The sequence below is a fragment of the Azoarcus sp. KH32C genome (assembly GCF_000349945.1).
GTDB lineage: Bacteria > Pseudomonadota > Gammaproteobacteria > Burkholderiales > Rhodocyclaceae > Aromatoleum.
In genome coordinates, this window is sequence record NC_020516.1 from 2,504,152 (window position 1) to 2,530,667 (window position 26,516).

22 protein-coding genes are annotated in these 26,516 nt (G+C 65.5%); 8 read left to right on the forward strand and 14 right to left on the reverse strand.

The features are described 5' to 3' along the window. Nucleotide 1: 1 nt before the first annotated feature. The 7 genes from minD to AZKH_RS10910 form a co-directional block, all read right to left on the reverse strand. Nucleotides 2-817: a septum site-determining protein MinD gene (gene minD, locus AZKH_RS10880; protein WP_015435822.1), complete on the reverse strand. Its 816-nt coding sequence runs from the start codon at nt 815-817 to the stop codon at nt 2-4. A gap of 29 nt (nt 818-846) precedes the next feature. Further along, a complete protein-coding gene (gene minC / locus AZKH_RS10885; protein WP_015435823.1) occupies nt 847-1,644 on the reverse strand; it encodes a septum site-determining protein MinC in 798 nt (265 codons plus the stop codon). A gap of 132 nt (nt 1,645-1,776) precedes the next feature. Then, nucleotides 1,777-2,658, reverse strand: coding sequence for an Hsp33 family molecular chaperone HslO (locus AZKH_RS10890; RefSeq protein ID WP_015435824.1), 882 nt, complete (start codon nt 2,656-2,658; stop codon nt 1,777-1,779). Continuing rightward, complete coding sequence (locus AZKH_RS10895) at nt 2,655-3,020, reverse strand: ArsC family reductase (protein ID WP_041657197.1); 366 nt, start codon at nt 3,018-3,020, stop codon at nt 2,655-2,657. Before AZKH_RS10895 ends, AZKH_RS10890 begins: the two co-directional genes overlap by 4 nt. A 22-nt stretch (nt 3,021-3,042) precedes the next feature. Further along, nucleotides 3,043-5,373 (reverse strand): Tex family protein, encoded by a 2,331-nt coding sequence (locus AZKH_RS10900; RefSeq protein WP_015435826.1) that lies wholly within the window; start codon nt 5,371-5,373, stop codon nt 3,043-3,045. A 99-nt stretch (nt 5,374-5,472) separates the two neighbouring features. Next, nucleotides 5,473-6,321 (reverse strand): D-hexose-6-phosphate mutarotase, encoded by an 849-nt coding sequence (locus tag AZKH_RS10905; RefSeq protein WP_015435827.1) that lies wholly within the window; start codon nt 6,319-6,321, stop codon nt 5,473-5,475. A gap of 7 nt (nt 6,322-6,328) precedes the next feature. Next, complete coding sequence (locus AZKH_RS10910; RefSeq protein WP_015435828.1) at nt 6,329-9,016, reverse strand: bifunctional acetate--CoA ligase family protein/GNAT family N-acetyltransferase; 2,688 nt, start codon at nt 9,014-9,016, stop codon at nt 6,329-6,331. Nucleotides 9,017-9,358: 342 nt separating this feature from the next. Here AZKH_RS10910 and AZKH_RS10915 point away from each other — a divergent pair, with 342 nt between their 5' ends. The 3 genes from AZKH_RS10915 (at nt 9,359) to AZKH_RS10925 (ending at nt 13,056) form a co-directional block, all read left to right on the forward strand. Then, nucleotides 9,359-9,925, forward strand: coding sequence for a bifunctional 2-polyprenyl-6-hydroxyphenol methylase/3-demethylubiquinol 3-O-methyltransferase UbiG (locus AZKH_RS10915; protein WP_015435829.1), 567 nt, complete (start codon nt 9,359-9,361; stop codon nt 9,923-9,925). Nucleotides 9,926-10,129: 204 nt separating this feature from the next. Then, on the forward strand, nt 10,130-11,629 hold the full coding sequence (locus AZKH_RS10920) for a sensor histidine kinase (protein ID WP_231874512.1): 1,500 nt from the start codon (nt 10,130-10,132) through the stop codon (nt 11,627-11,629). Nucleotides 11,630-11,643: 14 nt separating this feature from the next. Next, a complete protein-coding gene (locus AZKH_RS10925) occupies nt 11,644-13,056 on the forward strand; it encodes a sigma-54 dependent transcriptional regulator (RefSeq protein ID WP_015435831.1) in 1,413 nt (470 codons plus the stop codon). A gap of 1 nt (nt 13,057) precedes the next feature. Here the strand turns inward: AZKH_RS10925 and mnmH are convergent, their stop codons facing one another. Then, nucleotides 13,058-14,107, reverse strand: a complete 1,050-nt coding sequence (gene mnmH, locus AZKH_RS10930; RefSeq protein WP_015435832.1) for a tRNA 2-selenouridine(34) synthase MnmH — start codon at nt 14,105-14,107, stop codon at nt 13,058-13,060. A gap of 55 nt (nt 14,108-14,162) precedes the next feature. On the opposite strand from mnmH, the gene selD reads away from it, so the two are divergent. Further along, on the forward strand, nt 14,163-15,203 hold the full coding sequence (gene selD, locus AZKH_RS10935) for a selenide, water dikinase SelD (RefSeq protein ID WP_015435833.1): 1,041 nt from the start codon (nt 14,163-14,165) through the stop codon (nt 15,201-15,203). 10 nt (nt 15,204-15,213) lie between these two features. Here selD and AZKH_RS10940 read toward each other — a convergent pair whose 3' ends face one another. Continuing rightward, nucleotides 15,214-15,825: an arylesterase gene (locus AZKH_RS10940; RefSeq protein WP_041657199.1), complete on the reverse strand. Its 612-nt coding sequence runs from the start codon at nt 15,823-15,825 to the stop codon at nt 15,214-15,216. Between AZKH_RS10940 and AZKH_RS10945 the strand changes: the two genes are divergently transcribed. Further along, nucleotides 15,809-16,522: an ABC transporter ATP-binding protein gene (locus tag AZKH_RS10945; RefSeq protein WP_015435835.1), complete on the forward strand. Its 714-nt coding sequence runs from the start codon at nt 15,809-15,811 to the stop codon at nt 16,520-16,522. The genes AZKH_RS10940 and AZKH_RS10945 overlap by 17 nt on opposite strands. Nucleotides 16,523-16,528: 6 nt before the next feature. Here AZKH_RS10945 and hpnE read toward each other — a convergent pair whose 3' ends face one another. The 5 genes from hpnE to AZKH_RS10970 all read right to left on the reverse strand — a co-directional run bounded on the left by hpnE (nt 16,529) and on the right by AZKH_RS10970 (nt 21,882). After that, on the reverse strand, nt 16,529-17,839 hold the full coding sequence (gene hpnE / locus AZKH_RS10950) for a hydroxysqualene dehydroxylase HpnE (protein WP_015435836.1): 1,311 nt from the start codon (nt 17,837-17,839) through the stop codon (nt 16,529-16,531). Nucleotides 17,840-17,865: 26 nt separating this feature from the next. Then, entirely contained in the window at nt 17,866-18,699 is an 834-nt protein-coding gene (gene hpnD / locus AZKH_RS10955) for a presqualene diphosphate synthase HpnD (RefSeq protein ID WP_015435837.1), read from the reverse strand. Next, nucleotides 18,696-19,529 carry a squalene synthase HpnC gene (gene hpnC, locus AZKH_RS10960; RefSeq protein WP_015435838.1) on the reverse strand — a complete coding sequence of 278 codons (834 nt, stop codon included), beginning with the start codon at nt 19,527-19,529 and terminating at the stop codon, nt 18,696-18,698. Before hpnC ends, hpnD begins: the two co-directional genes overlap by 4 nt. Before the next feature lie 65 nt (nt 19,530-19,594). Beyond that, nucleotides 19,595-20,959, reverse strand: a complete 1,365-nt coding sequence (locus tag AZKH_RS10965; protein WP_015435839.1) for a GGDEF domain-containing protein — start codon at nt 20,957-20,959, stop codon at nt 19,595-19,597. A 2-nt stretch (nt 20,960-20,961) separates the two neighbouring features. Then, nucleotides 20,962-21,882 carry an ABC transporter substrate-binding protein gene (locus AZKH_RS10970; protein WP_015435840.1) on the reverse strand — a complete coding sequence of 307 codons (921 nt, stop codon included), beginning with the start codon at nt 21,880-21,882 and terminating at the stop codon, nt 20,962-20,964. A 342-nt stretch (nt 21,883-22,224) separates the two neighbouring features. Between AZKH_RS10970 and AZKH_RS10975 the strand changes: the two genes are divergently transcribed. The 3 genes from AZKH_RS10975 to AZKH_RS10985 are packed head-to-tail and all read left to right on the forward strand — an operon-like array spanning nt 22,225 to nt 26,494. Then, the gene (locus AZKH_RS10975) at nt 22,225-22,914 is read left to right on the forward strand and encodes an ABC transporter ATP-binding protein (RefSeq protein ID WP_015435841.1); all 690 of its coding nucleotides are present in this window, start codon (nt 22,225-22,227) and stop codon (nt 22,912-22,914) included. Continuing rightward, nucleotides 22,911-25,424 carry an FtsX-like permease family protein gene (locus tag AZKH_RS10980; protein ID WP_015435842.1) on the forward strand — a complete coding sequence of 838 codons (2,514 nt, stop codon included), beginning with the start codon at nt 22,911-22,913 and terminating at the stop codon, nt 25,422-25,424. The genes AZKH_RS10975 and AZKH_RS10980 overlap by 4 nt, the downstream gene beginning before the upstream one ends. Then, nucleotides 25,421-26,494 (forward strand): lipocalin-like domain-containing protein, encoded by a 1,074-nt coding sequence (locus tag AZKH_RS10985; RefSeq protein WP_015435843.1) that lies wholly within the window; start codon nt 25,421-25,423, stop codon nt 26,492-26,494. The genes AZKH_RS10980 and AZKH_RS10985 overlap by 4 nt, the downstream gene beginning before the upstream one ends. Nucleotides 26,495-26,516 lie beyond the last annotated feature (22 nt).

Sequence of the window (26,516 nt, forward strand, 5' to 3'; positions counted from 1 at the left end):
GTCACTTGCCTCCAAAAAGGCGCTTGATGAGCCCCGGCTTTTCGTAATTGACGAAGCGCAGCTCGCGGGTTTCGCCGAGGAAACGCGCGACGACGTCGGTGTAGGCTTCGGAAACGTCCGTGCCCTTCAAGTGGATGGCCGGGGTGCCCTGGTTGGAGGCCTGCAGCACCGACTCCGATTCCGGAATCACGCCGATCAGCGGTACGCGCAGCAGCTCCTGCACGTCCTTGAAGGACAGCATTTCGCCTTCCTCGACCCGCTTGGGCGAGTAACGGGTGACCAGAAGGTGTTCCTTGACCGGCTCCTTGCCGTCGGCCGCGCGCCGCGACTTCGATTGCAGGATGCCGAGGATGCGGTCGGAGTCGCGCACGGAGGACACTTCGGGGTTGGTCGTGACGATCGCTTCGTCGGCGAAGGTCAGCGCGAGCACGGCGCCGCGCTCGATGCCGGCGGGCGAGTCGCAGACGATGTAGTCGAAGCCCATGTGCTCGAGTTCCTTGAGGACCTTCTCGACGCCTTCCTCGGTGAGCGCGTCCTTGTCGCGCGTCTGCGACGCGGGTAGCACGAACAGGTTGTCGCAGTGCTTGTCCTTGATGAGCGCTTGGGTCAGCTTGGCTTCGCCGTTGAGCACGTTGATGAGGTCGTACACCACGCGGCGCTCGCAGCCCATGATGAGGTCGAGGTTGCGCAGGCCGACGTCGAAGTCGATGACCGCGGTCTTGAAGCCGCGTAGCGCGAGTCCGGAGGAGAAGGCGGCGCTGGTGGTGGTCTTGCCGACACCACCCTTGCCAGAAGTTACGACGACGACACGGGTCACGGTTGATCCTTCCTGATGGTTGGGTGCATTCAGTCGAGCAGCAGATGTTCGATAGCCAGTTTTTGTTCATTCCCGCTGCCCGTCAGGCGCACGACGGCGGTGCGGCCGGCGACCGCTTCGGGAACGCCCTGTTCGAAAGTCCGGTAGATGCCGGCGATCGATACGAGCTCCGGGCCGAAGCTGGTGGTGACGATGCGGGCAGCGGTGTTGCCCTGCGCGCCCGCGAGGGCGCGACCGAGAAGCGGGCCGTAGCAGTGGATGCTGCCGTCGGCGATCACTTCGGCGCCGTTGCTCATGCCCGCGAGCAGCACGAGGTCCGCGCCGCGCGCGTAGACCTGTTGTCCGGAACGCAGGGGGCGTTCGACGAACACGGTGTTCGCGGCGGGGGCCGCGACGGGGGCTGGAGCTGCAGCGGGAGCTGGCGCTGGCGCAGGGGCCGGTTGCGGCGCGGGGGGCTGTTCGACGCGTTGTTGCGGGGCCGGCGCGCTCTTCCGGTCGCGCAGTTCGCTGGCGTCGAGGAGCGCCAGGCCGGCGATACGCGCGGCTTGGGCGAGGTCCGGCGGCAGGTTGCGGACGCCGATCGGTTGGAGCTGGTAACGGCGCATCAGGCTGGTGATGCCCGTCCAGTCGATCCGGTCCGGGAACTGCGCCACGGCGGCGAAGTCGAGTACGACTGGTTCGCCGCTGAAGAAGTCGGGCATGCCACCGAGCATGCGGTGCATCGCGTCCGCGAGGCGTGCCGGTTCGCTCTCTCTTAGCAGGGCGATGGTGGCGCCCAGCGAGGCGTTGCGGAACTCGATGGAACGGTCGGCGGGCAGTGCGGACATGGAATCGGAAAAGCCAAAAAAAGCAAAAGTTTACTGACCGTCATGGAATCGGGCAAGGCTGCCGCGATATTCCGTGCCGCCGGGAGGCTTTTCGTGTCCCCGCAGTCCCGCTGCGAGGGCACATCGAAGAGGTCAATGCAGCGTGGGTGGCGTGTCCGGGGCCGGCGGATTGCTGAACAAGTCGTCGATTTCCTCGGGCTCGAAGCGATATTCGTGATTCGAGAGGTCGTCACGGATCACGAGTTCGCCATGCTCTTCGAGAATGCTCCGAACCTCGTCTTCGCCGATCGAGCGCAGCATCGCGATGACCTTGTCGCGATCAGGCGGGAAGTGATGGATCACGGGCCGTGGATCGAAGAGGCGCACGTCCTCTTCGGCAAACAGGCGGAGCAGCAGTGTTTCCGGTTCGAGCTGCAGCAGCTCGTCGTCCTTGACGGTCTGGGCGAGTTGATGGATGCGCGACCAGCCGTCCGCGTCGCGTGCATCGGCACCGGGGAGCTTTTGCAGGAACAGGGCCGCGGCACGATCCCCGGTGCAGGCGAGCCAGAGACCGGCTGGCTGCTGCTCGGATTGCGCCAGGTAGTGCTCGAAGCTGGCGGCGATGCTGTCGCCTTCGAGAGGAACGATGCTCTGGTAAGGCTGGTCGAGACCCGCGATGTCGAGCGTGAGCTGAAGCATGCCGTCGCCGACGAGCGCGCGCAGGCCGGTGTCGGCCGGAACGATGCCTTCGTAGCCGGCAAAGGCGCGCAGGTTGAGCGATTCCGTGCAATCGACGACGAGCAGTCGAACGATGCCGTTGCCCTGGATCTGGAAGATCAGGCGACCCGCCTGCTTGAGGTTCGCGGTGATGAGGGCGGAGACGGCGCTCATCTGCCCCAGCAGCCGGCCCACGGGCGGCGGGTAGTTGCGGTTGTGCTGCAGTGCCGTCCAGACGTCGTCGAGCCGCACGACGGATCCACGGATGTCGAGGTTTTCGAGAAGGAAGCCTTGAACGTAGCTTTTCGGGGAGCTCATGCCTGTACTCCGGTGGCTCCGAATAGCAGTTCGAATCGGAGCGGGTCGAAGCCGGTGATGATCTCTCCGGATTCGGTTTCGATGATGGGGCGCCGGATGAGGCTGGTGTTGGCTGCCATGAGCGCGATCGCGTCCACTCGGCCGGAGATGGCCTGCTGTTCGGGGGAAAGCTTGCGCCAGGTGGTGCCGCGCGTATTGACGAGGGCTTCCCAGCCGAGCTTGTCGCACCAGCGTGCGAGCGTTTCTGTCGCAATGCCGGCCTTGCGGTAGTCGTGAAAGGTGTAGCTCACGCGGTGCTCGTCGAGCCACGTGAAGGTCTTCTTCATGGTGTCGCAGTTCTTGATGCCGTAGATGGTCGTCATGGCGTTGATGTCCTTCAGCGGATTACTTGCGCATCGCGCGTGCGAGCGCGGCGGCCATTGCGCCGTCGGCCGGCTCGCTGCGTGCGCCGCCGCGTTCGTCACGGCGCGGATTTCCGCCCGACGGGCGTCGGTCGCCGCGAGCGCCGTCGCGTTGCTGGGCCTGGGCCGGGCGAGCGCTTGCGGGTTCGTCGCCCATCCGCATCGTCAGGGCGATGCGCTGACGCGGGAGATCGACTTCGAGGACCTTGACCTTCACGACCTGGCCCGCCTTGACGACGCTGTGCGGGTCCTTGACGAAGCGGTCGGCGAGGGCGGAGATATGAACGAGGCCGTCCTGGTGCACGCCGATATCGACGAAGGCGCCGAAGTTCGTGACGTTGGTGACGACGCCTTCGAGGATCATGCCCGGAGCGAGATCCTTAAGCGTCTCGACGCCATCGCGGAAGGACGCGGTGCGGAACTCCGGGCGCGGATCGCGGCCGGGCTTTTCGAGCTCGGAGAGGATGTCCTGCACGGTCGGCAGGCCGAAGCGTTCGTCGGTGAATTCCGTGGGGCGCAGGGTCTTGAGGAAGGCAGCGTTGCCCATCAGCTCGCGGACGTTCTTGGCAACCTTCGCCAGGATGCGTTCGACGACCGGATAGGCTTCCGGGTGGACCGCCGATGCGTCGAGCGGATTGTCGCCCGCTGGAATGCGCAGGAAGCCCGCTGCCTGCTCGAAGGTCTTCGGCCCGAGGCGCGGGACTTTCTTCAGTGCGTCGCGGGTGGCGAACGGGCCGTTGGCATCGCGGTGGCTGACGATATTCGCGGCGAGCGTCGCATTCAGGCCGGAGATGCGCGACAGGAGCGCGACCGAGGCCGTGTTCACGTCGACGCCGACGGCGTTGACGCAGTCCTCGACGACCGCGTCAAGGCTCTTGGCGAGGCGCGACTGGTTGACGTCGTGCTGGTACTGGCCGACGCCGATCGACTTCGGGTCGATCTTGACGAGTTCGGCGAGCGGATCCTGCAGGCGGCGGGCGATCGACACCGCGCCGCGCAGCGACACGTCGAGGTCGGGGAACTCGCGCGCGGCGAGTTCGGACGCCGAATACACCGACGCGCCGGCTTCCGAGACGGTGATGCGGGTGAGGGCCAGTTGCGGCATCGCCTGCATCAGGTCGGCGACGAGCCGGTCGGTTTCGCGCGATGCCGTGCCGTTGCCGATCGCCACGAGTTCGACGTTGTGCTTCTTCGCGAGCATCGCGAGCGTCGCGAGCGAGCCTTGGACGTCGCGGCGCGGTTCGAAGGGGTAGACCGTCGCGGTATCGATAAGCTTGCCGGTCCGGTCGACGATGGCCACTTTGACGCCGGTGCGGATGCCGGGGTCGAGGCCCATCGTGCAGCGGGCGCCGGCGGGGGCGGCGAGGAGCAGGTCCTTCAGATTGCGCGCGAAAACACGGATCGCTTCCTCTTCGGCACGTTCGCGCAGCTCGTTCATCAGTTCGAGTTCGAGGTGGAGCGAGATCTTCACGTTCCAGGCCCAGCGCACGGTCTCGCGCAGCCAGCGGTCGGCCGGGCGGCCCTGGTCGCGGACGCCGCAGCGGGCGGCGATGCGGCTTTCGCAGGGATGCGGGGCGTCGGGATCGGGCTGATCGACGGTCAGTGCGAGACGCAGGACGCCTTCGTTGCGGCCGCGCAGCAGCGCGAGCGCGCGGTGCGAGGGGACGCTTGCGATCGGTTCGCGGAAATCGAACCAGTCGCGGAATTTCGCGCCTTCGTTCTCCTTGCCTTCGACGACCGTCGATGCGACGAGGCCCTCGTCCTGCAGCCAGGTGCGCAGCGCGCCGAGCAGTTCGGCGTCTTCCGCAAAGCGTTCGATCAGGATCTGGCGCGCGCCGTCGAGCACGCTTTTGACGTCCGGGAAGCCGGCGTCGGCATTCAGGTAGCGTTTGGCCTCGGTCTCGGGCGTCAGCTTCGGATCTTCGAGCAAGGCCAGCGCGAGCGGCTCGATGCCGGCTTCGCGAGCGATCTGCGCCTTGGTTCGGCGCTTCTGCTTGTAGGGCAGGTAGAGGTCTTCGAGACGCTGCTTGGTGTCGGCGGACAGGATCTCGCCGCGTAGCGCATCGGTCAGCTTGCCTTGCTCGGTGATGGAAGTGAGGATCGTCGCACGGCGGTCTTCGAGCTCACGCAGGTAGCCGAGGCGCTCTTCGAGCGTGCGCAATTGGGTGTCGTCGAGGCCGCCCGTGACTTCCTTTCGGTAACGGGCGATGAAGGGGACGGTCGCGCCTTCGTCGAGCAACTGGATGGCGGCGACGACTTGACGGGGTTGTGCGGCGAGCTCGCTGGCGATGCGGTGTTCGATCGGGGGCAACATGGGTGTCTGACGTGGCCGCCGGAGCGGCGGGTGAAAGCGAAGGGTGGGCGATGGTGCAACAGGCGGCGCTGCGAGGCAAGCGCCGCTGTTTCGCTTGGATCAAAGAGCGACGAGGGTCTGGCGGCCGAACCAGCTTTCGCCGGCGGCCAGTTCGATACGATGGTGTGCAGCGGCGGCTTCGACACACAGCATATGGCGGAATCCATTGGCCGGCATATCGGGCAGTTCGGCGCAACGCTCTTCCCACGGGTTCCAGACCACGGCGTCGGGGAAGCCTTCGGCCTGGATGCCGAGGTTGCGCGGGCCGTCGCGCAGCAGGAGCGGCCGCTTGACGTCGTGGTAGACGCGATCCGTCTCGCGGTCGATCGTCAGGACGTCGCCGGTTTCCTGCTTGACGTGATTCTTGTCCGTGGCGTCGCGATACTCGTGGCCGTGCAGGCCCTGCAGTTGTGCAGTCTCCACTTCGCGTACGCGCAGGTAGGTATGCAGCGCCGCCGTGAATGCGAAAGGCGAATAGCCGGTGTTCTCGACTTCGAGCTCGACGTCGAGACGCGTGCCGTCGATGGCGACCGTCAGTTCGGACCCGAAGGATTGCGGCCAGATCGAACGCGTCTCGTCATCATCGTTGAACTGGAGGATGACCATGGCGAAGTCGTCGCCGGCGCGTTCCTCGGCAACCGTCCAGTTGCGCGTTCGCACGAGGCCGTGCTTGGGCAGCGAGCCGAGTCCGGCAAACTGCGGGAAGCACACGGGGATGCCGCCGCGAATGGCTACGCTGCCATCGTAGACGGCATTCGGGCTCAGGTAGAGGCATTCGCGTCCGCCGGAAGGATTCCACGACAGCACCTGGGCGCCGAAGAGCGACACGACGGCGCTCGCTCCGGCAGGAGTGGTGAGGCGAAGGGCGGGAAGGCCGTGGAACTGCAGGCTCTCGATCGTTGCGGGCATGGGCCGGTCAGTCCTGAAGCGCGAGAACGCCGAGTTTGACAGTGTTGTCTTCGGGGTCGTTCGACAGCACGAATCCCAAACCCTGCACGAACTTGAGCATCCGTTCGTTGTTCGAGAGGAAGATGCCATTGATGTAGAGCAGCCCCTTGTTGCGGGCGGTCTCGATCAGGACGCCCATCAGCTTGCGCGCGAGGCCGCGGTGCTGCCAGTCGTCGGCGACGACGACCGCGAATTCGCAGGATTCGCCGTCCGGGTTCACGGCGTACCGGCAAACACCGACTTCGACTTCCTTGCCTTCCTGATCGATGGTCGCGACGAAGGCCATTTCGCGGTCGTAGTCGATCTGCGTCAGGCGTGCCACCATGGCCGGCGGAAGTTCGCGCATGGTGTTCATGAAGCGGTAGTACTTGGTCTCGGCCGATAGTTTGCGCACGAACTCGACTTCGAGTTCGGCGTCCTCGGGCTTGATCGGTCGAATCGTGACGGGGGTGCCGTCCGGTTGCGTCCAGACGCTGATGAGCTGCGACGGATAGGGGTGGATCGCCATGTGGGCATAGCGATCGACCGACGGCGAGACATTCTCGACGGTTACGCGGGCGTCGACGGCGACCGCGCCGTCCTCGTCCACAATCAATGGGTTGATCTCGAGCTCCGTGATCCACGGCAGTTCGCAGACCATTTCGGAGACGCGCAGGAGCACGAGTTCGAGCGACTCCATGTTCACCGGCGGCATGGTGCGGAACTCGCCGAGGAGGCTCGACACGCGCGACGAGCGGATCAGGTCACGGACAAGGAAGTTGTTCAGCGGCGGCAGGGCGACGGCGAGGTCCTTGTTCGCTTCGACGCGGTTTCCGCCCTCGCCGAAGGTGATGTACGGGCCGAAAACCGGGTCGCGCTTGACGCCGACAACCAGTTCGCGGCCATTGCGTTTGAGGATCATCGGCTCGATCGCGACGCCATTGATCGCGGCGTCAGGCTTGTTGCGGCGGACTTCCTCGAGGATCTCCTGATAGGCCGTGCGTACCGCGGCGAGGCTGGCGAGGTTGAGCCGCACGCCGCCGGAGTCCGCCTTGTGGATGATCGAGGGGGAATCGATCTTCATCACCACCGGGAGTCCGATTTCCTCCGCCAGCACCATCGCTTCAGTCGCGGAGCGGGCGATCACGGTCTGAGCGATCGGAATGCGGAAGGCCGCAAGCAGCGCCTTTGATTCCATTTCGTTGAGGACCTTGCGGCGCTCGGCAAGCGCCGTCTCGATCACCAGACGGGCGCTTTCGACGCTCGGCGGATTCAGATGCGACAGCGAGGCCGGCGTCTGCATCAGCAGCTTCTGATTGCGGTAATAGGCCGAGATGTGGCTGAACAGTTCGACCGCGGGTTCCGGTGTGCGGAAGGTGGGGATGCCCGCGGTTTGCAGGGCTTTCCGCCCGTCGCGCACGAGGTCTTCGCCCATCCAGCAGGTGACGACCGGCTTGTCGGCGTTCTTTTCCAGTTCGATGATCGATTGCGCGACCGAGGTCGGGTTGGTGACCGCCTGCGGCGTGAGCATGACGAGGACGCCATCGACATTGGTGTCTTCGAGTACCGCGTGAACGGTCTTCGTATAGGCCTCGACGTCGGCGTCGCCCAGGATGTCGATCGGGTTGCCGCGCGACCAGCCCGGGGGCAGGCTGGCGTTGAGCTTTTCCATCGTCCCGTCGGAGAAAGTGGTGAGCGGGATGTTCAGATCGGCTGCGCGGTCTGCGGCCATGACACCCGGCCCGCCGCCGTTGGTGACGATTGCCAGGCGGTTGCCGCGCGGGCGGAAGTGCGAGAACAGCGCGTTGGCGGCGGCAAAGAGCTGCCCCATGTTGTAGAGGCGGATGACGCCGGCGCGCCGCAGCGCCGCGTCGAACACGGCGTCGTCGCCGCTCATTGCCCCGGAATGCGAGCGGATGGCCTGGGCGGCCGCCGGATGTCGGCCGACCTTGATCAACAGCACCGGCTTCACGCGGGCGGCGCCGCGCAGGGCGCTCATGAAGCGGCGGGCATCGCGGATGCCCTCGACGTACATGATGATGCTCTCGGTGCGCGGGTCGGAGATCAGGTATTCGAGCACCTCGCCGAAGTCGATGTCGCTGGACGAGCCGAGCGAGACGACGGCGGAGAAGCCGATGTTGTTCGGCTTGGCCCAGTCGAGAATGGACGTGCACAGCGCGCCGGACTGGGAGATCAGGCCGATCGTGCCCTTCATCGCGCTGACGTGCGCGAAGGTGGCGTTCAGGCCGAGGTCCGGGCGCATGATGCCGAGGCAGTTCGGACCGAGCAGGCGGATACGGTGACGCCGCGCCGCTTCGACGACGTGGCGTTCGAGCGTGGCGCCGCGGGGCCCGGTTTCGGAGAACCCGGACGAGATGATGACGACCGCCTTCACCCCGGCGCGACCGCAGCTTTCGACGATCGACAGCACGCGGTCGGCCCGGACCGCGACCACGGCGAGGTCGAGGCGATGCGGGACGTCCTCGACCGATTTGTAACAGGGGACGCCGAGTACGGATTCGTGCTTGGGGTTGACCGCGAAAAGGCGACCACGGAAGCCCCCGTCGAGCATGTTGCGTACAAGCACGTGGCCAAGCGAGTTCTCGCGTTCGCTGGCCCCGATGATGCCGACGGATTTCGGCTCGATCAACGGGCTGAGGTAGTGCTTCTCTTTCATTGTTTTTTCGCCTGAATCCAGGTGGGCGCGCAGATATTCGTGGGTGTGCGACGTTTGCTGCAGTGTGGCTGAATCTTCGACAAACTCAAGCTTACTGCAGTGCACAAATCGAGATTGTGACATATGTTGGCGCAATCGCGGATTGGGGCAAACCAGAAAGATCGCCCTGGCCGCTTGCTCCCGTGCATCCAGTACAACACGCGGCTAGAATCGAAGGCCGTTTCCCTGATGTTCGGACGCCGTTTTCGGAGATGTCATGAAACAAGCGCATGAGTGGAACGTAAGGCGCGACATGTCGTGCAAGCTGTTGGCATTTTCTGCAAGCGACTTACGGGTGGAATCATGACCGAGCCGCATGCCAAGACGTTGGAGCCGTCTGCCTGGGTGCGGCGTTTTGCGGGAATGATCGCGCCCGCCGGCCATGTTCTCGACTACGCCTGCGGAACCGGGCGGCATGCACGCTGGCTGGCGAGGGTCGGATTCGATGTCGAGGCGGTGGATCGCGATCCGGAGGCCTTGGCCCGACTTGCCGGCGAGCCGCGTGTCAGCACTCGAGTCGCTGATCTCGAATACGGTCCGTGGCCATTCGCGGAGGCCCGATTCGACGCGATCGTCGTGACCAATTACCTCTTCCGGCCTCGATTAGACGCGATGCTCGCCTGCCTGCGACCGGGCGGCGTGCTGATCTACGAGACTTTCATGCTCGGTCACGAGCGTTACGGGCGTCCGTCGAATCCCGCTTTTCTCCTTCGGTCCGGCGAACTGCTGCAAAGGCTAGTCGCGGAGTTCACAATTATCGCCTTCGAGCAGGGTGTCGTGCACAGTCCGCGCGACGCAGTGATTCAGCGCGTTTGTGCCGTGAAGGCGAACGCGGCGGTGCTGGATTTGCCAGTGCTCGGTGCGGCCTGAGTCCAAGAGCCCCCGTTTCTTGGGTATTTGACCCAATCGCGGGGGATTTCCCGCACCCTGTCGCCTGCCTCGTTTCGCTTGCGCGCCCTTCGTCGTGGGAACGGCGCGCATCAGTCGTGTGGCACACGACGTGCATGGAGGTGTATCGGGAGAGCGAAGCGGATTTTCAGTATTGAAGGCTTTCCTGAACCAGGAATCAGGGACATGCGGCACGATGTCATACCGCCGCTGGCGGCCCGCCGAGTACGCTGGCGGCACTTCCTTGCAGGCGGGGTCGATATGTCGATCGATGAGGCGGCCAGCGGTGAACGGGTGCAATCGGCGATGCCGATCGCCTCCGATGCGCGCGAATCCCGGTCCGGGCCCCGCCCGTTGAACCTGAGCCGATGGTTCGCACTAGTGGGGCTGCTGTCGATCGCCGGGATTTCGGCCGTCGCGGGTTACCTGCTTTCCATTTTCGTCACCGACCGGATGGTCCGGCAGGAGGGCGAACTGACGATGGAAATGGTGCAGAACCTGGTGCTCGTCGAAAAGCCTTTCCTGAACATGTTTGCGGAAAGCGAGCCCGCGCGCCGGGAAGATGCGGCGGAGGCCATCGAGCATATCGCCAGCATTCCAGGAGTGCTGCGGGCGAACGTTTATGACCGCAGCCGGCGAATCTTGTGGTCCAGCGACCAGGAACTGATCGGGCAGCTGTTCGGCGTCAATGACGAGCTCGACGACGCGCTCCGCGGCGAGCTGGTCGCGCACGGTCAGCGTCACGACGGCGGTGCGCACGACAAGGCGGAGCACAGGGACCTCGCCCAGCCCGCGAACTTCTTTGTCGAGATCTATCTCCCGGTGCGGGACCGGCAGAGCGGGGCTGTTGTCGGTGCGATCGAGGTCTATAAGAACCCGGTGGCGCTCTTCAACGCGCTCCAGCACCTTTATCGCTACATTGCAGTCGGGGCGGCGCTTTCGGGCTTGTTCCTGTACGCCGCGCTGTTCTGGCTCGTCCGACGCGCGGACTTGCTGATCCGCGAACAACAGCGCCGCCTGCTGGACGCGGAGACGCTCGCGGTGATTGGCGAGATGAGCTCCGCGGTTGCGCACGGCATCCGCAATCCCTTGGCGTCGATCAGGAGTTCGGCCGAGCTGATGCTGCTCACCGAGGATAGTACGACGGCCGAAGCGGCGGCTGACATCGTCGCGGAATCGGACCGGCTGGAGGCGTGGGTGCGAGAACTCCTGTCCTATTCCCGTCCGCTCAATGAGAAGCTGACGGCGGTGGAGCTTGAGCCGTTGGTGCGGCGCTGTATCGACGAGTTTGCGCGCGAACTCCAGCGTCGCGATATCGATGTCGAATTGAGGCTGCCCGATGTGCTGCCGGCAGTGCGCGGCGACCCGCTCCTGCTCGGGCAGGTGATGCACAGCGTGGTCGCGAACGCGATCGAGGCGATCGGCAACGGCGGTCGGCTCGAGGTGGCCTGCGACGTGGAGCGCGGTGGTCGGCAAGTGCTACTCGTCGTGCGGGACAACGGGCCGGGGATGCCGCCCAATCTCTTGCAGCGCGCCGGTAAGCCGTTCTTCACCACCAAGCCGCGCGGACTCGGAGTGGGCCTTGCGCTCGCCCGGCGCATCGTCGAACGCTTCGGCGGCGCGCTCGCGATCGAGAGTTCGCCCGGCGACGGTACGACAGTGAAAGTGGTCATGGCGGCAGCCTGAGCGGGGAGGGGACGATGGGACGCGCGATTCTGGTCATCGAGGACGAGGCGGTCCTCGGCAAGAACATCCGGATTTATCTCGAGCGCAGTGCCTACGACGTGCGGGTCGCGGAGACGGCGGAGGAGGGGCTCGCGCTGCTCGACGTCTTCAAGCCCGACGCCGTCGTGCTCGATTTCAACCTGCCGGGCATCAACGGGCTCGATGCGCTAGCGCGCCTACGGGCTTTCGACCGTCATTTGCCGGTCATCATGATCACCGGGCACGGCAGCGTCGAATTGGCGGTCGAAGCGATGAAGGCCGGTGCGCGCGACTTCCTGACCAAGCCCGTCGCCCTCGCAAAACTCAAGTTGTTGATCGACAAGTCATTCAAGGAAACCCAGCGCGACAGTGCGCTCGATTACTACCAGCAGCGCGAGGCCGATGCGGCGGATCTCACGAGCCTGTTCGGCGAATCCCCGCCGATGCGCACGCTCAAGCAGACCTTGCGGCAATTGCTCGACGCGGAGTCGCAGTTGCAGGACGCGGATGCGCCGGCAGTGCTGGTGCTGGGCGAGACGGGCACGGGCAAAGAGCTCGTCGCGCGGGCGCTGCATTACAACGGTCCCCGCCGGGATCGGCCCTTCGTCGAGCTGAACTGCGCGTCGATTCCGGCGCAACTGCTCGAATCCGAACTCTTCGGCTACGAGCGGGGGGCCTTCACCGACGCCCGCGAACGCAAGCTGGGGCTCGTGGAAACTGCGGAGGGCGGAACGCTGTTTCTCGACGAGATCGGCGACATGGACCTGGGCCTGCAGGCGAAGCTCCTCAAGCTGCTGGAAGAAAAGACGGTGCGGCGCATCGGCAGCCTGCGCGATCAGCGAGTCAACGTCCGGATCGTTGCCGCGACGCATCGGCCGATCGATGCATTGGTCGGGGAGGGGCGTTTCCGTGCGGACCTCTATTTCCGCCTGTGCGTCTTCCAGATCATGCTCCCACCGCTGCGCGACCGGGGCGACGATGTGCTGTCGCTCGCGCGCCACTTCATCTCGATCCACGCTGCGAGATACGGCAAGCGCGCGCCTTCGCTATCCCCGGCGGCCGAAGCGCTGATGCTGCGCCACCGCTGGCCGGGCAATGTCCGCGAACTGCGCAACGTCCTCGAACAGGCGGTGCTGCTCAACACCGGGCCGGTCATCGAGGCGTCCCAGTTGTCGCTGACGACGACCGCGGTGCCGCCCTCCGCCGCGACGACGCCGGACGTCGCGCAGACGGCGCAGGGGCGTGCCGATGCACCCGCGCAAACACTCGAAGATATCGAACGCCATGCGCTGCTCGATGCCCTCAAGCAGACCGGCTGGAACGTCTCGCGTGCGGCGCGCCTCCTCGGCGTCAGCCGGGACACGCTGCGCTACCGGATCGAGAAATGGGGGCTTTCGATGGACGCTTGATTCACTGCTGTTCGCGGAGAATGCAGTCTGCAAGCTCCGCGATGCCCGCGTCGCTCAGGTTGCTGCTGGCGAATATCGGCGCTTGCGGAAAGCGGACGAAATTGCGGTTCTGCGAACGCTGGTAGAGCGGATCGTAGTGCTTGTCGATGAACTCGGCGAAGAGCGTGTAGAGCTCGTGCTGGGCGGCCAGCGCCTTCCAGTTGGCCAGCGTTTCGTTGCTCTGCAGGCCCTGCAGGTAGTCGATCTTGTTTTGCAGATCGCTTACATCATCGCCGAGGTAGGCATAGTCCCGCACGAGGAAGTCGAGTCGCGCTTCGCGCGTCGCTTCGATCGCGACGCAGTGGCTTTCGCGCATGCGGGCCATCAGGACTTCGGGAACCTGGATGCGTCCGATCTTGCGGCTCTCGGCCTCGACGTAGACGGGACGAGCCGGGTCGAAGGTCCGCAACACGCCGTAGAGGTCCGTTTCGAAGGACTTCTGCGTCGGCTGCGGCCGGTCGGGCAGCGCTCCGAGCACAGAGCCTTTGTGGGCGGCGAGCTGTTCCAGATCCAGCACTTGCGCGCCAAGCCTGCCGAGCGCTTCGAGCACGCGGGTCTTGCCGCTTCCCGTCGCGCCGCAGATCACGCGAAAGTCGAACCGGCCGGGCAGGACGGCGAGTTCGTCGACGACCAGGTGGCGCCAGCTCTTGTAGCCGCCTTCGAGCTGGCAGGCGTCCCACCCGATCAGGCGCAGCCACGTGACGAAGGAGCCGCTGCGCTGGCCGCCGCGCCAGCAATAGACGAGCGGACGCCAGTTCTTCGGCTTGTCCTGGAAGCGCTCGCGCAGATGGCGCGCGATGTTCTCGGCGACCATCGCGGCGCCGATGCGGCGGGCTTCGAAGGCGGATTGCTGCTTGTAGATCGTGCCGACGATCGCCCGCTGCTCGTTGTCAAGGACAGGGCAACTGACGGCGCCGGGGATGCGGTCTTCGGCGAATTCGGCCGGGCTGCGGGCGTCGATGAACTCGTCAAATTCGGAGAGCTGTGCTACGGTCGCGAGGCCTTTTTTCATGCGTTGTCGCGGCTTTCGGCGTGCGCCGGATGGCCGGTTATTCCTTCAGGATGTCATGGATCAGATCAGACTTACGCAATTCTCCCACGGCGGCGGATGTGGCTGCAAAATCGCGCCGTCGGTGCTCTCGAAACTGCTCGCGCACGCACCCGCCGGCATCGTTCCGCCGGAACTGCTGGTCGGCACCGAAACGGCCGACGATGCGGCGGTGTATCGCCTCAACGAGCATCAGGCGATCGTCGCGACAACCGACTTCTTCACGCCGATCGTCGACGACCCCTTCGATTTCGGCCGCATCGCGGCGACGAACGCGCTGTCGGACGTCTACGCGATGGGCGGGCGCCCGATCATGGCGCTGGCGCTGGTGGGCATGCCGATCGACAAGCTGCCGCCGGAAGTGATCGGACGCATCCTCGAAGGGGGCGCATCGGTCTGTCGGGATGCAGGGATCCCGATCGCCGGCGGCCACTCGATCGACGTGCTGGAGCCGATCTACGGACTCGTCGGGCTGGGCGTCGTCGATCCGGCGCAGGTGAAGACCAACGCCGGTGCGCAGGCGGGCGACGTGCTGATCCTGACCAAGCCGCTCGGCGTCGGCATCCTGTCGGCCGGGCTGAAGAAAGGTGTGCTCGCGCCGGAGGGCTACGCCGAGATGCTGCGCTGGACCACGCTGCTCAATCGCGTCGGTGCGAGCCTGGCGGGCATGAATGGCGTGCATGCGGTCACGGACGTCACCGGATTCGGCCTTGCCGGTCATTTGCTGGAGATCTGCCGCGGCTCGCGCCTCGGGGCGCAAGTGTCCTTCGATGCGCTGCCGAAGATCGACACGGCCGTCCAGCTCGTGCGAGATGGGATCGCGACCGGCGCTTCGACGCGCAACTGGGCAAGCTACGGCGGCGAGGTCCGGCTTGCGGCGGACACGCCGGAATGGCAGCGCAAGCTCATCACCGACCCTCAGACCAGCGGCGGGCTGTTGATCGCGTGTGCGGAGGATAGCGTCGAAGCCGTGCTGGCTGCGGTGCGCGAGGAACAGGGCAACGAAGCGGCGGTGATCGGTCGCATGGTCGCCGGGGAACCGATGCTGCAGGTCGCTTGATGTGTCCGAATCAGTGCCTGATCAGCAAGGCGAGCTGTTTCCAGACCGTCTCGACGATCAGGGGCTGGGCTTCCGCCGTCGGGTGAATCCCGTCGGACTGGAAGAGTTCTCGCCGATCGGCGAATCCGTCCAGCAGGAAGGGCACAAGCGGGATCTTGTACTGATCGGCGAGGTCCGCGTAGGCTTGCTGGAAGCGCCGCGTGTAGGCCGGTCCGTAGTTCGGCGGCAGCCGCATTCCGACCAGAAGTACGCGGGCGCCCTGGCGGCGGGCAAGCTCGATCATCGCGGCGAGGTTCTCCTCCATCAGGTCGGGCTTGAGACCCCGCAGGCCGTCGTTTGCGCCGAGTTCGAGGATCAGGTAGTCGGGCCTGTGGCGTTCGAGCGCAGCGGGCAGGCGTGAGCGTCCTCCGGCGGTGGTTTCGCCGCTCACGCTCGCATTGACGACGGAATGACGGAACCCTTCGCGCTCCAATCGCGTCTGCAACAAGGTGGGCCAGTCCTGCTTCGGTTGCAGGCCGTAGCCAGCCGACAGGCTGTCGCCCCATACCAGGATCGTCGCCGCATCGACGTGCGCGCATGTCACCAACGCAAAGAAGATGAATACGATGGATCGCAGCGGCATTGAATTCTCCATTCCGGTCATAGAGGTGGCGGGACTCGCGAAACGCGTGGACCTGGGCGCGGGGCAGGGAACGCTGGAGATTCTGAAGGATGTTTCGTTCGCCGTGGAGCGCGGCGCATCGGTCGCGATCGTCGGCGCGTCGGGTTCCGGGAAATCCACGCTGCTGGGATTGCTCGCCGGGCTGGATGTTCCAAGCGAAGGCAGCGTGCGCATACGTGGCACCGATATCTTTACGCTCGACGAAGACGCGCGGGCCGCCTTGCGCGGCGAGGCCGTCGGATTCGTCTTCCAGTCCTTCCAACTGCTGCCCGCGCTGACGGCGCTGGAGAATGTGATGCTGCCGCTGGAGCTCGCCGGAAATCGCAATGCCTTGGCGATCGCCCGCCAATGGCTGGAGCGCGTCGGCCTCGGGGAACGGCTGCGGCATTACCCGCGCCAATTGTCGGGCGGCGAGCAGCAGCGCGTGGCCCTCGCGCGGGCCTTTGCGCCGAATCCGCAGTTGTTGCTGGCCGACGAGCCGACCGGCAATCTGGATGCCGTGACGGGCGAGAGCGTCATCGAACTGATGTTCTCGCTGAATCGCGAAGCGGGCACGACGCTGATCCTCGTCACCCACGACGAGTCGCTCGCCGCGCGCTGCAGTCGGGTCCTGCACATGCATGCCGGACGGCTCAGCGGAGCGATCGAGCACGCCTGAAGCGCGTCAGGCGGCGCTGATGCGGATTGTGCGCAATACGCGGCTTGCCGTATCGACGCCTGAGCGAACGGCCGACTCCAGCGTCGCAGGATACTCCGATTCCAGGTAGTCGCCAGCGAGCCACAGGCCGGCCACGGGCGTTTGCGGGCCCGGGCGCATCAGTCCCGGACGGCAGGCGAAGGTCGCGCGTCTCTCGGTGATCACCTGCGACCACTCGGGGCTCGGCAGGCGCACGTCGAGTTCCTGCTCCAACTGGCGATGGACGGCGAGAAGGAGTTCGTCACGGCTCAATCCCTCGTGCGGGCCATGAGCGCTGATCACGCAGGCGACGAGCCCCGGTTGCCCCCCGAGTTGCCCGCGGTCGAAAGCCCACTGAGCCGGTCCGCGCGCGAGCCCGATCATCGGAAAGGGCAGGTGGCAAGTCGGACCCATTGCAAGATAGACGGTCGTGATCGGTTCGTTGGGCAGCCCCTCGATCATCGTTGCAAGCCGATCACAGTCGCCTACCGTGCGCAGGAGTCCTCCGGCGTGATGCGGCGCGGTCGCGAGGACCACTTGGTCGTAGACCTGGCGCGACGAGGGGTCGCCTTCGAGGCGGAAGCCTTCGTCGACGCGTTGGATCGCTTCTACCGGCGTTCCCGTGCGCAACTTGCCTCGCCGAACCGCGAGGTAGCGGGCCGCCGGGACAGGGAAGAGCTCCGAGAGGTCGACGCGGGGGATCAGCAGTTCGCTCGCCGCGGCGCCCGCGGCAAGGCTGTCACGCAGGACATTGGCGAAGATCTGTGCCGACGCCTCGCCGATCGGCGTGTTCAACGCCGCAACGCACAGCGGCTCCCAGACCAGCTTCACGAGATGCGTGGTCTGACGCGTCTCGCGCATCAGTCCCGCGACCGTCAGATCCGGCGCGACGCGAAAGGTGCGCTTCTTGAGCGCCCGCATTAGCCTGAGCATTGCGAGCCGGTCCGCCCACTGCAGCCCTTTTGCGGTGACTAGTCCGACCGCCAGATGCAGCGGGGCGGGCAGGCGGGCCGCCTGCAGATGGAGTGCCCCGGGCGTGTGCAGGGTCAGCGGCAGATGCGCGAGCTGTTTGGGAGAGCCTCCGGTCAGACGCAGCAGGCGCAGCAGCTCCGAATAGGCGCCGAGCAAGATGTGCTGGCCGTTGTCGACGCGCCAGCCGTCCTTGTTGACGACCCGCGCCCGCCCGCCGAGCGTGTGCGAGCGATCGAAGACCGTCACCTGCACGCGCCGTCGTGCGAGTTCCACCGCGCAGGCCAGTCCGGCATAGCCTGCGCCAATCACCGCAACGTGCTGACTCACGCGATTTCCCTCTGCGCTAGCGAGCCTTACGCCCGCAGCCAGGTTGATCCGGCAAGCCACAGCTTGCGGATCGGGGTCAGCGACGTGCGGCGATCGAGCACCAGGAAGCCGTCGCGTTCGATTTCGCGCAGCAGCGTGCGGTAGATCGCGGCCATCACGAGGCCCGGGCGCTGGCTCTTGCGGTCGCCGCGCGGCAGATGCGCGAAAGCCTGATCGTAATACTGTTCCGCACGTTGGGCCTGGAAGCGCATGAGTTCGACAAAGTTGTCGTCGTGGCGCGCGTCCATGATCTGCTTGGCCGGAACGTTGAAGCGTTGCAGATCCTCGATCGGCAGGTAGATGCGGCCGCGCCGCGCGTCCTCGCCGACGTCGCGGATGATGTTCGTGAGCTGGAAGGCCATCCCGAGATCGTGTGCGTACTTCAGCGTCTGCCGATCCTCGTAGCCGAAGATTTCCGCCGCGAGCAGTCCGACGACGCTCGCCACTCGATAACAATAGAGTTGCAGTCCCTTGAAGTCGAGGTAACGGGTCTGCGTGAGATCCATTTCCATGCCGTCGATGATTTCGAGCAGCTGCTCCTTCGGCAGGTTGAAACGTCCGATGACGTCCTTCAATGCCAAGCCGACCGGGTGCGTCGGCTGCCCACCGTAGGTGAGGGCGATCTCCTTGCGCCACCATTCGAGCTTCGTCTGCGCGACCTGCACGTCGTGGCATTCGTCGACGACATCGTCGACCTCGCGGCACAGGGCATAGAGCGCGACAATCGCCTGCCGCCGCTCGGGCGGAAGGAAGAGGAAGCTGTAATAGAAGCTCGAGCCGCTCTTGGCAGCCTTGTCCTGGCAGTAGTCGTGGGGATTCATCGGATACCTTTGTAATTCAGCGCGCGCCACACGAGTCGCGGCCAGTCGGATTTTGTCAGCGTCGGGCGCCGCCGGAAAACGTCGAAACGCACCGCCTCGATGCGTTCGAGGATGTGCAGGCCGCCGAGCACGACGAGGCGCAGCTCCCAGCCGATGCGGCCGGGTAGATCGCGGGCGAGAGGCGCGCCCTCGAGCATCATCGCGCGCGCCCGCTGGACCTGGAACGCCATCAGGGCCCGCCAGGCGTCGTCGCAGAGCGCCGCTTGGAGATACTCTTCGGTCACGCCGAACCGCTGCATGTCATCGAGCGGGACGTAGATGCGATGCTTTTGCCAGTCGACAGCGACGTCCTGCCAGAAGTTGATCAACTGCAGGCTCGTGCAGATCAGATCCGAACGCCGCAGGTTGTCAGGCGTGGCGGCCCGGTACAGGTGCAGCATCAGGCGGCCGACCGGGTCTGCCGAGCGGCGGCAGTAGTCGCGGAGTTCGTCGAAGTCCGCGTAACGGGTCTTCCCCACGTCCTGGCTGAAGGCGTCGAGCAGATCCCGGAAGCATTGCAGCGGGAGCGCGTGATCGCGGACCGCGACGCCCAGGCGCGCGAAGAGGCGGGCGAGCGAGGGATCGCGCGGCGCTTCGCCGCGGCCGAGCAGGTTGAGTTCGTTCCGGTAGTCGTTGAGACGCGCCAGTCGTGCGATCGGTGCTGCGTCACCTTCATCGGCCACGTCGTCGGCGCCGCGCGCGAAGGCGTAGATCGCCTCCACCGGCTCACGCAGGTGGGGTGGCAGCAACAGCGACGCGACAGGGAAGTTCTCGTAATGATCGACGGACATGGGCGCGGCGCAGTATACGCGATAGCACATTGCAAGCCGTCGTTACCGCGCAGTCAGGAGGCGATTCAGTCGTCCATGATCTCGTCGTCGGGGGCGAGGCCGCGATCGGAGCTGCGTCGACCCCTGGTCGGGACACCGGATTCGACGACACAATTGCGCCCCTCGCGCTTCGCCTGGTAGCAGGCGGTGTCGGCGGCGATCAGGATCTCGGCGGGATCGGACTGCCTGCCGTCGACGTAGGTGATGCCGATGCTGGCACCGATCGAGAAGACATTGCCGTGCCACTCGAATCGGTAATCCGCCACGCTTTCGCACAAGCCTTCGGCCAGCCGCAATGCATCTTCGCGTGAGCAATCATGCAGGATCAGCGCGAACTCGTCTCCGCCGACACGACATAGCGTGTCCTGTTCGCGGATGCGAGACTGGATCAGCTCCGCAATGCGCATCAGCAATTCGTCACCGGCCGCATGACCGCAGGTGTCGTTGACGATCTTGAAGCGGTCGAGGTCGATGAAGCACAGCGCCCCATGGTCACTCGCGCGGCGTCGCGATGCGGCGACGCACTCTTCGATCCGCTGTTCGAAGACGCGGCGGTTCGGCAGCCCGGTCAGCGGGTCGTGCGTCGCCTGGTAGGCAAGCTGGGCCGTCGCGTCGTCGATGCGCGACTGCATCGTACGGTGATTCTCGGAGATGGCCCGCGCCATCGCGTTGAAGCCTTTTTCCAGCGCAGCGAGCTCCGGGTTGTTGGCGCCTTCGGTAATTTCGACGTCGAGGTCGCCGGCCTTCATACGCTTGACGCCTTCCACCAAGGCCTTGACCGGCTTGGACACGGAACGCGCCAGACGCAGCGCCAGCAGTCCGGAAAGCGAAAGCCCAAAGCCGAGCATGGCAAGGGCAGCGCCGATGATCGTGTTCTTTTCGTGGGCGGACGGCCGCGCGTCGAGTTCGATGTGGACCCAACCGATCGGGTCCTGGGGCTGCTCTTTCACAGCGTCCGCGGAGACGTCGTCGATCGTCACGTTCACTGCCTGGATGGGCGCCACCATGACGACGAACTCAGGCGTTCCGCCCCGCACAATGCCGCGCCGCAGCGTGCGCAGTTCGGCGGGGGCGAGCACGCGGATCCGGCCCTTGCTGGCAAGTAGATTCCCGGCGTCATCGTACAGCGCGGCGGCGCTGACGTCGCGCTGCTCGGTGGCCGCCTGCAGCAGCGCATCGAGCGCTTCGCGATTGCCCGCAATGACCCCATATTCCGCGGCGGGCGCGAGAAAGCTGATGATCGCGTCGCCGTGAGTCTGCAGCGCCTCGTCGAGCATTCGGGTGCCGCGGTAGACGACGACCGTGGTCACGAGTGATGCGAGCACCGCCACCGGCAGCAAGGCGACCAGCAGAAGCCTGTCGTGCAGCGGAAGGTGGCTCAGTCTCTTCATGACTACTTCCGCCTTTCGATGCCGTCGGCGAGCGTCGTCTCGTCGCTGATCGTAATGCTCAGCGCCCGTGCAACGTGCCGATTGATGCCGACCGAGAAGTAGCGCGGCGCCTCCGCGGGCGGCAGGTCTATCCGTCCGCCCCCCTGTTGCGCGAGCCATTCCGCCGTCTGGCGTGCGACATCCTCGGGCGCGCTGAATACGCCCGCCAGCGCGCCCGCCGTGACGTAGGCCTGCGAATAGCCGAACACCGGTTTGCGGTAGCGATATGTTGTCAGCAGGATCGGTCGTGCGGTGTTGGGCGTATAGGCGAGGGAGTCGGGCACCGCCAGGATCAGGTCCGACGCCTCCAGCAGACGTTCGAGTGCCGGCAGGAGCGCATCGCCGTCGCCGATCTGTTCGAAATTGGGCTTGAAACCGGCGCGGACGGCTGCGTCCTGTAGCGCGGGGCGCAACGGGGCCGACTGCGGTCCGAGAAGGATGCCGACACGTTCCGCGGACGGCATCGCGTTACGGACGAGGCGGAAGTGGCGCAGCAGGGGTTGGTCGAGGACGATCCCGCCGATCCTCGCTCGCGGGTAGCGAATCTGCAGCGCGCGCAGGTTCTGGGTCGAAATGAGCACCGCCAGAATGGGCACTCCCGACCGCTCGGCCATCTGATTGACCGCTTCGGCACCTACGGCAACGATCACGTCGGCACGCGCCAGGACGGTCTCGTCATAGCTTTCCCCGACTGCCCCCGCCTCACGAACACGGATCGAGCCGGACTGAGGAAGGGCCGAACGCAGTGCCGCGACGAAGGCGGCCTGGACCTCATTGTGTTTCGACAGGACGATCGCTGCTTCCGTCGCCGACGCGCCGGCCGGCAGGCCACAGAGGGCCAGCCAGAACACGAGGGCGAAGAGGCAGGAAATCTTTTTCAACATATCCCGGTCGAAATACGGCCGACTCCGGCTGCATGCTTCAATCCAATTTGAAGGACTGGAAGCAGTGCCTGCGTCGGCGCTCCGGAGACGAAGCGATCAAGTGAAGATCGGTTGCCCCGGGGGGTGGATTATTCCCGAAAATGGATGTTTTTTCTCAATAACTGCAAAGATTTCATTCAGCGAGGATAGTCACGTTGCAAAATTGCCCGGCATAGTGGATCTCATCCCGAGAGCCGGGTTTCAATGCCAAGTGCAATGTCATACCGACGATGTGTTGTCGGCCGGGGCCGACTCCATCTGGAAGCGCTTTCGGCATATCTTGGTCCAATAACGGGAGACACAGTGCTGGAGATTAGCGCCGTAACGAAATGTCACGAGAAACCCGTATCCCACCCCTGGGCACGTCCCCTCTTCGCCGACGTCTCGCTTGAGCTGCACAAGGGCGAATGCGTCGCGATCATGGGCGAATCGGGGGTCGGAAAATCGACCTTGCTTAACTGCATCGCAGGGCTGGAACCGGTGGATGGCGGCGTGATCCGGCTCGATGACGTCGAACTGACAAAGCTCGACGAAGACGCTTTTGCACGATTGCGGAGGAAGTCTTTCGGCTTCGTGTTTCAGGCCTTTCACGTCCTGCCGCACCTGACCATCAGCCAAAACGTCGCATTGCCTCTGTGGCTGCTCGACACGGACGAGGCGGAGACTGCCCGGCGGGCAGGAGAGATGATCGAGCGAGTGGGGCTCGGCGGTCGTGGCGACGACTGGCCGCGCCACCTTTCGGGAGGCGAACTCCAGCGCGTGGCAATCGCGCGGGCGCTGGTGCATCGCCCGCTCCTCGTACTTGCAGACGAGCCGACCGGCAACCTCGACCCCGAGCGCGCCGCCGACATCCTCGATTTGCTCCTTGAACGCATTCGCACCGTCGAGGCGATGGGGGTCATCGTCACGCACTCGGCCGTTGCGGCAGGTCGGGCGGACCGCGTTCTGCGGCTGACGAGTGGCGGCCTCAAGGCGCAGCCGGTCGTAGCGTGACGCCCATTCTGCGCCATCTCTTTCTTGCGAGCTTGCGCCATAGCCGGTTTGCGACCGGGCTGTCGCTGCTCGCGATCGCGCTTGGCGTGGCGCTTGGACTGGCCGTACAGTTGATCCACGATGCCGCGCTCGACGAGTTCGGCCGCGGGCTGCGCAGCCTGGCCGGAGTCGCGGATCTGCAGCTAATCGGGGCCAAGACAGGATTCGACGACGCCGTTTATGTCGAAGTCGCCCGGCTGCCGCAGGTCGCCGACGTTGCGCCCATACTGGAGCTGGAAGTGCGCCTGCCGGGGCGTACGCAGACCTTGCGCGTGTTCGGCGTCGACGTGCTGCGCGCCTACCGACTGCATGCAGCGCTGCAGCCGAGGGCCGAAAGCTCGGACGGCGAGAGCAGCGAATTCGCCATGTTCGCGCCGGACGCGCTGTTTCTCACCACCGCGGCGCGTACCGCGTTGGGGCTGGAGACTGGAGCCACCTTGCGTGTCCAGTCGGGAACGGTCGAGCGCACGCTGCGGATCGCCGGCGGCGTGCCTGCCGCACCGGCCGGCCAGCTGTTCGGTGTGATGGACATCGCCGCGATGCAGCAGATCTTCGACCGCATCGGCAGGATCTCCCGCATCGATTTGCGGATGCGGCCCGGTACCGATCCCGAGGACATGCGGAAGGTGCTGAAGACGGTGCTGCCGCCCGGTGTCGAGATCCTGACGCCCGCACTCGTCGAGTCCCAGGCGGTTGCGCTTTCACGCGCCTACCGGGTCAATCTGACGATGCTCGCCGCCATCGCGCTCGTCACAGGCGCCTTCCTCGTCTTCTCGTCGCAGCGGCTGGCTGTTGCCCGCCGGGCGCAGGAGTTTGCGTTCCTGCGCGCGATGGGACTAACGAGACGGGAGCTCATGCTAGGGATCCTTGTTGAGGGCGCTGTGCTCGGACTTGGCGGGGGAGTCCTTGGAATTGCGCTCGGTCATGCCCTTGCGCGCCTTGCAATCGGGCTGTTCGGAGGTGACCTCGGCGCCGGCTACTTCGAGGGCCTTGCGCCCACACTGCGATTCGAGCCTTTGGGGGCAATCGCGTACCTGTCTGCGGGCGTGCTCGCGGGGCTTGCCGGAGCATGGGGGCCGGCTCGCGAAGCCGCAAGGCTGAATCCCGCGAGCGGACTGCGGGCCGGCGCCGATTCGGGAGTCTTCCATGTCAGGACGAGATCCTTCCCGGCGCTGATCCTCGCGGCTGTGGCCTTGGGACTGTGCGTGCTGCCGCCGGTGGGCGGTGTGCCGGTATTTGGCTATGGCGCCGTCGCTGCGATCCTTGCAGCGGCAATCCTGGTTCTTCCGGGTATCGCATCCTTGATTCAGTGGGCATGGCCGCCGGGGCAAGGTGTGACGGTGCGCCTGGCGCGGGCAAGACTCGCGGCGGCACCTGGCCAAGCGGTGGTCGCAGCCGCCGGTGTCGTTGCGAGCGTTGCACTTGCGGCGGCAATGGGCATCATGGTCACATCCTTTCGCCATTCGGTGGACGCATGGCTGGGCATCGTCTTGCCGGCCGATCTCTACGTCAGCGCCTCGCGGGGTGCAAACAGCGGTTACCTGGACGAGGCGCTGATTGCGAGGGTAGCGCAGCTCGATGGGGTCGAGGCGCTCCGGCCCGTGCGCTTCGACAGCATCCGCCTCGACGCCACCCATTACCCCGTCACGCTCATCGCCCGACCGGTCGATGGCGGGAAGATCTTGCCGCTGGTCAGCACTGAAGATCGCGAACGGAAGCGACCGGAAAAGGTGCCGATCTGGATTTCGGAGGCGATGGCAGCGATCTTTTCACTCGACGTCGGTGACGAACTGCTGATTCCCATCGCCGGCAAGCCTGTGCCGTGCCGTGTCGCCGGTATCTGGCGCGACTACGCACGCCAGTACGGCGCCTTCGTCATCGAACTCGACGACTACCGCCGCCTGACGTCGGACTTCTCCGCGAACGATCTGGGTATCTGGCTGCGGAGCGGCGCAGCGCCGGAGACGGTCGCTGCGGAGGTGCGTGGCGCGTCAGGTGATCGGGCCGTCGATATTGCCGTGCCGCGCGAGATCCGCGACCGAAGCCTCGCAATCTTCGACCGTACCTTTCTCGTCACCTATCTGATGGAAGCGGTCGCGGTCGTTATCGGCCTTTTCGGCGTCAGCGCGAGCTTCGCTGCGCTTGCGTCGGCCCGTCGCAGGGAATTCGGGATGCTGCGCCACCTGGGCTTGACGCGCCGCGATATCGGCCGGCTCCTCGCGATCGAGGGGGCAATGACCGCGGCAGTCGGCTCCCTTGTCGGATTCGTCGCCGGGGCCGCGGTGTCCATGGTGCTGATCGAAGTCGTCAACCGTCAGAGCTTTCATTGGAGCATGGACATTCGCATTCCCTTCGCCGGCCTGGCGACGTTTGCCGGCGTCCTGATCGCGCTCGCGGCACTCGCTGCGAGGCTGTCGGGACGGCAGGCAATGCATCAGTCCGCGGTTCTCGCGGTGCGGGAGGACTGGTGAGCACCGCGCGGGCATTGATCGCGGTCTGCGCGCTGGCAGTGGCTCAGTTCCTGGGCGCTGCTTCCGCGGAATACGCCGCCGTCCGTCCGGAGCGTCCATTGAAATTCCCCGGAGACTTCGGCGCGCATCCCGAGTACCGCACCGAATGGTGGTATGTGACAGGGTGGCTGCTCGACGAGCAGCGCAAGGAGCGGGGCTTCCAGCTCACGTTCTTTCGCGTGCGAACGCGAGCTGGCGAGGAGAACTCCTCGCGCTTTGCCCCCCGACAACTCGTCCTTGCTCACGCGGCCATTGCGGATCCGGCCGAGGGCCGCCTCCTGCACGACGAACGCAGCGAGCGGGCGATGGATCCGCTTGCCGGAACAGACGAGGGAAGAACGCATGCCTGGACCGGTTCGTGGGAGCTCGCGCAGGATGACGGGAACTACCGGGCTCGTGCCCAGACCGACTCCTTCGAGTTCGATCTGAAGCTCGTACCGTCGGGCGCGCCTGCCCCCAACGGCAAGAACGGATTCAGCCAGAAGGCCCCCGATCCGCGGAATGCCAGTCATTACTACAGCCGTCCGCAACTCGCCGTCTCCGGGACCTTGCGCCTGCGCGGCAAGCCCCACGAGGTCACCGGGCGTGCATGGCTGGACCACGAATGGTCCAGCGAATATCTGCCTGCTGATGCCAGCGGCTGGGACTGGATTGGCGTGAATCTGCACGACGGCGGCTCGCTGATGGCGTTCCGCATGCGCAGCAAGGACGGAGCGCCGATCTGGGCCGCCGCTACACTGGCGCCGCCAGGAGGTGTGCCGGCTTCGCTCGGGCCCGACAAGATCCGTTTCCTGCCCGTGCGCCGCTGGCGATCCGCCCGCACCGGCGCCGACTATCCGGTCGTGTGGAATATCGAGGTGGACGGCCGGATGTTCAGGATTGAGCCGCTGATGGACGACCAGGAACTCGACAGCCCCCGTTCGACCAGAACCGTCTATTGGGAAGGCGCCGTCCGCGTCTATGAGGGCGAGCGCGAAGTCGGATGGGGATATCTCGAAATGACCGGCTACGTCGGGCGACTACGGATGTAAGGGACGTGTATAATCCGCCCGC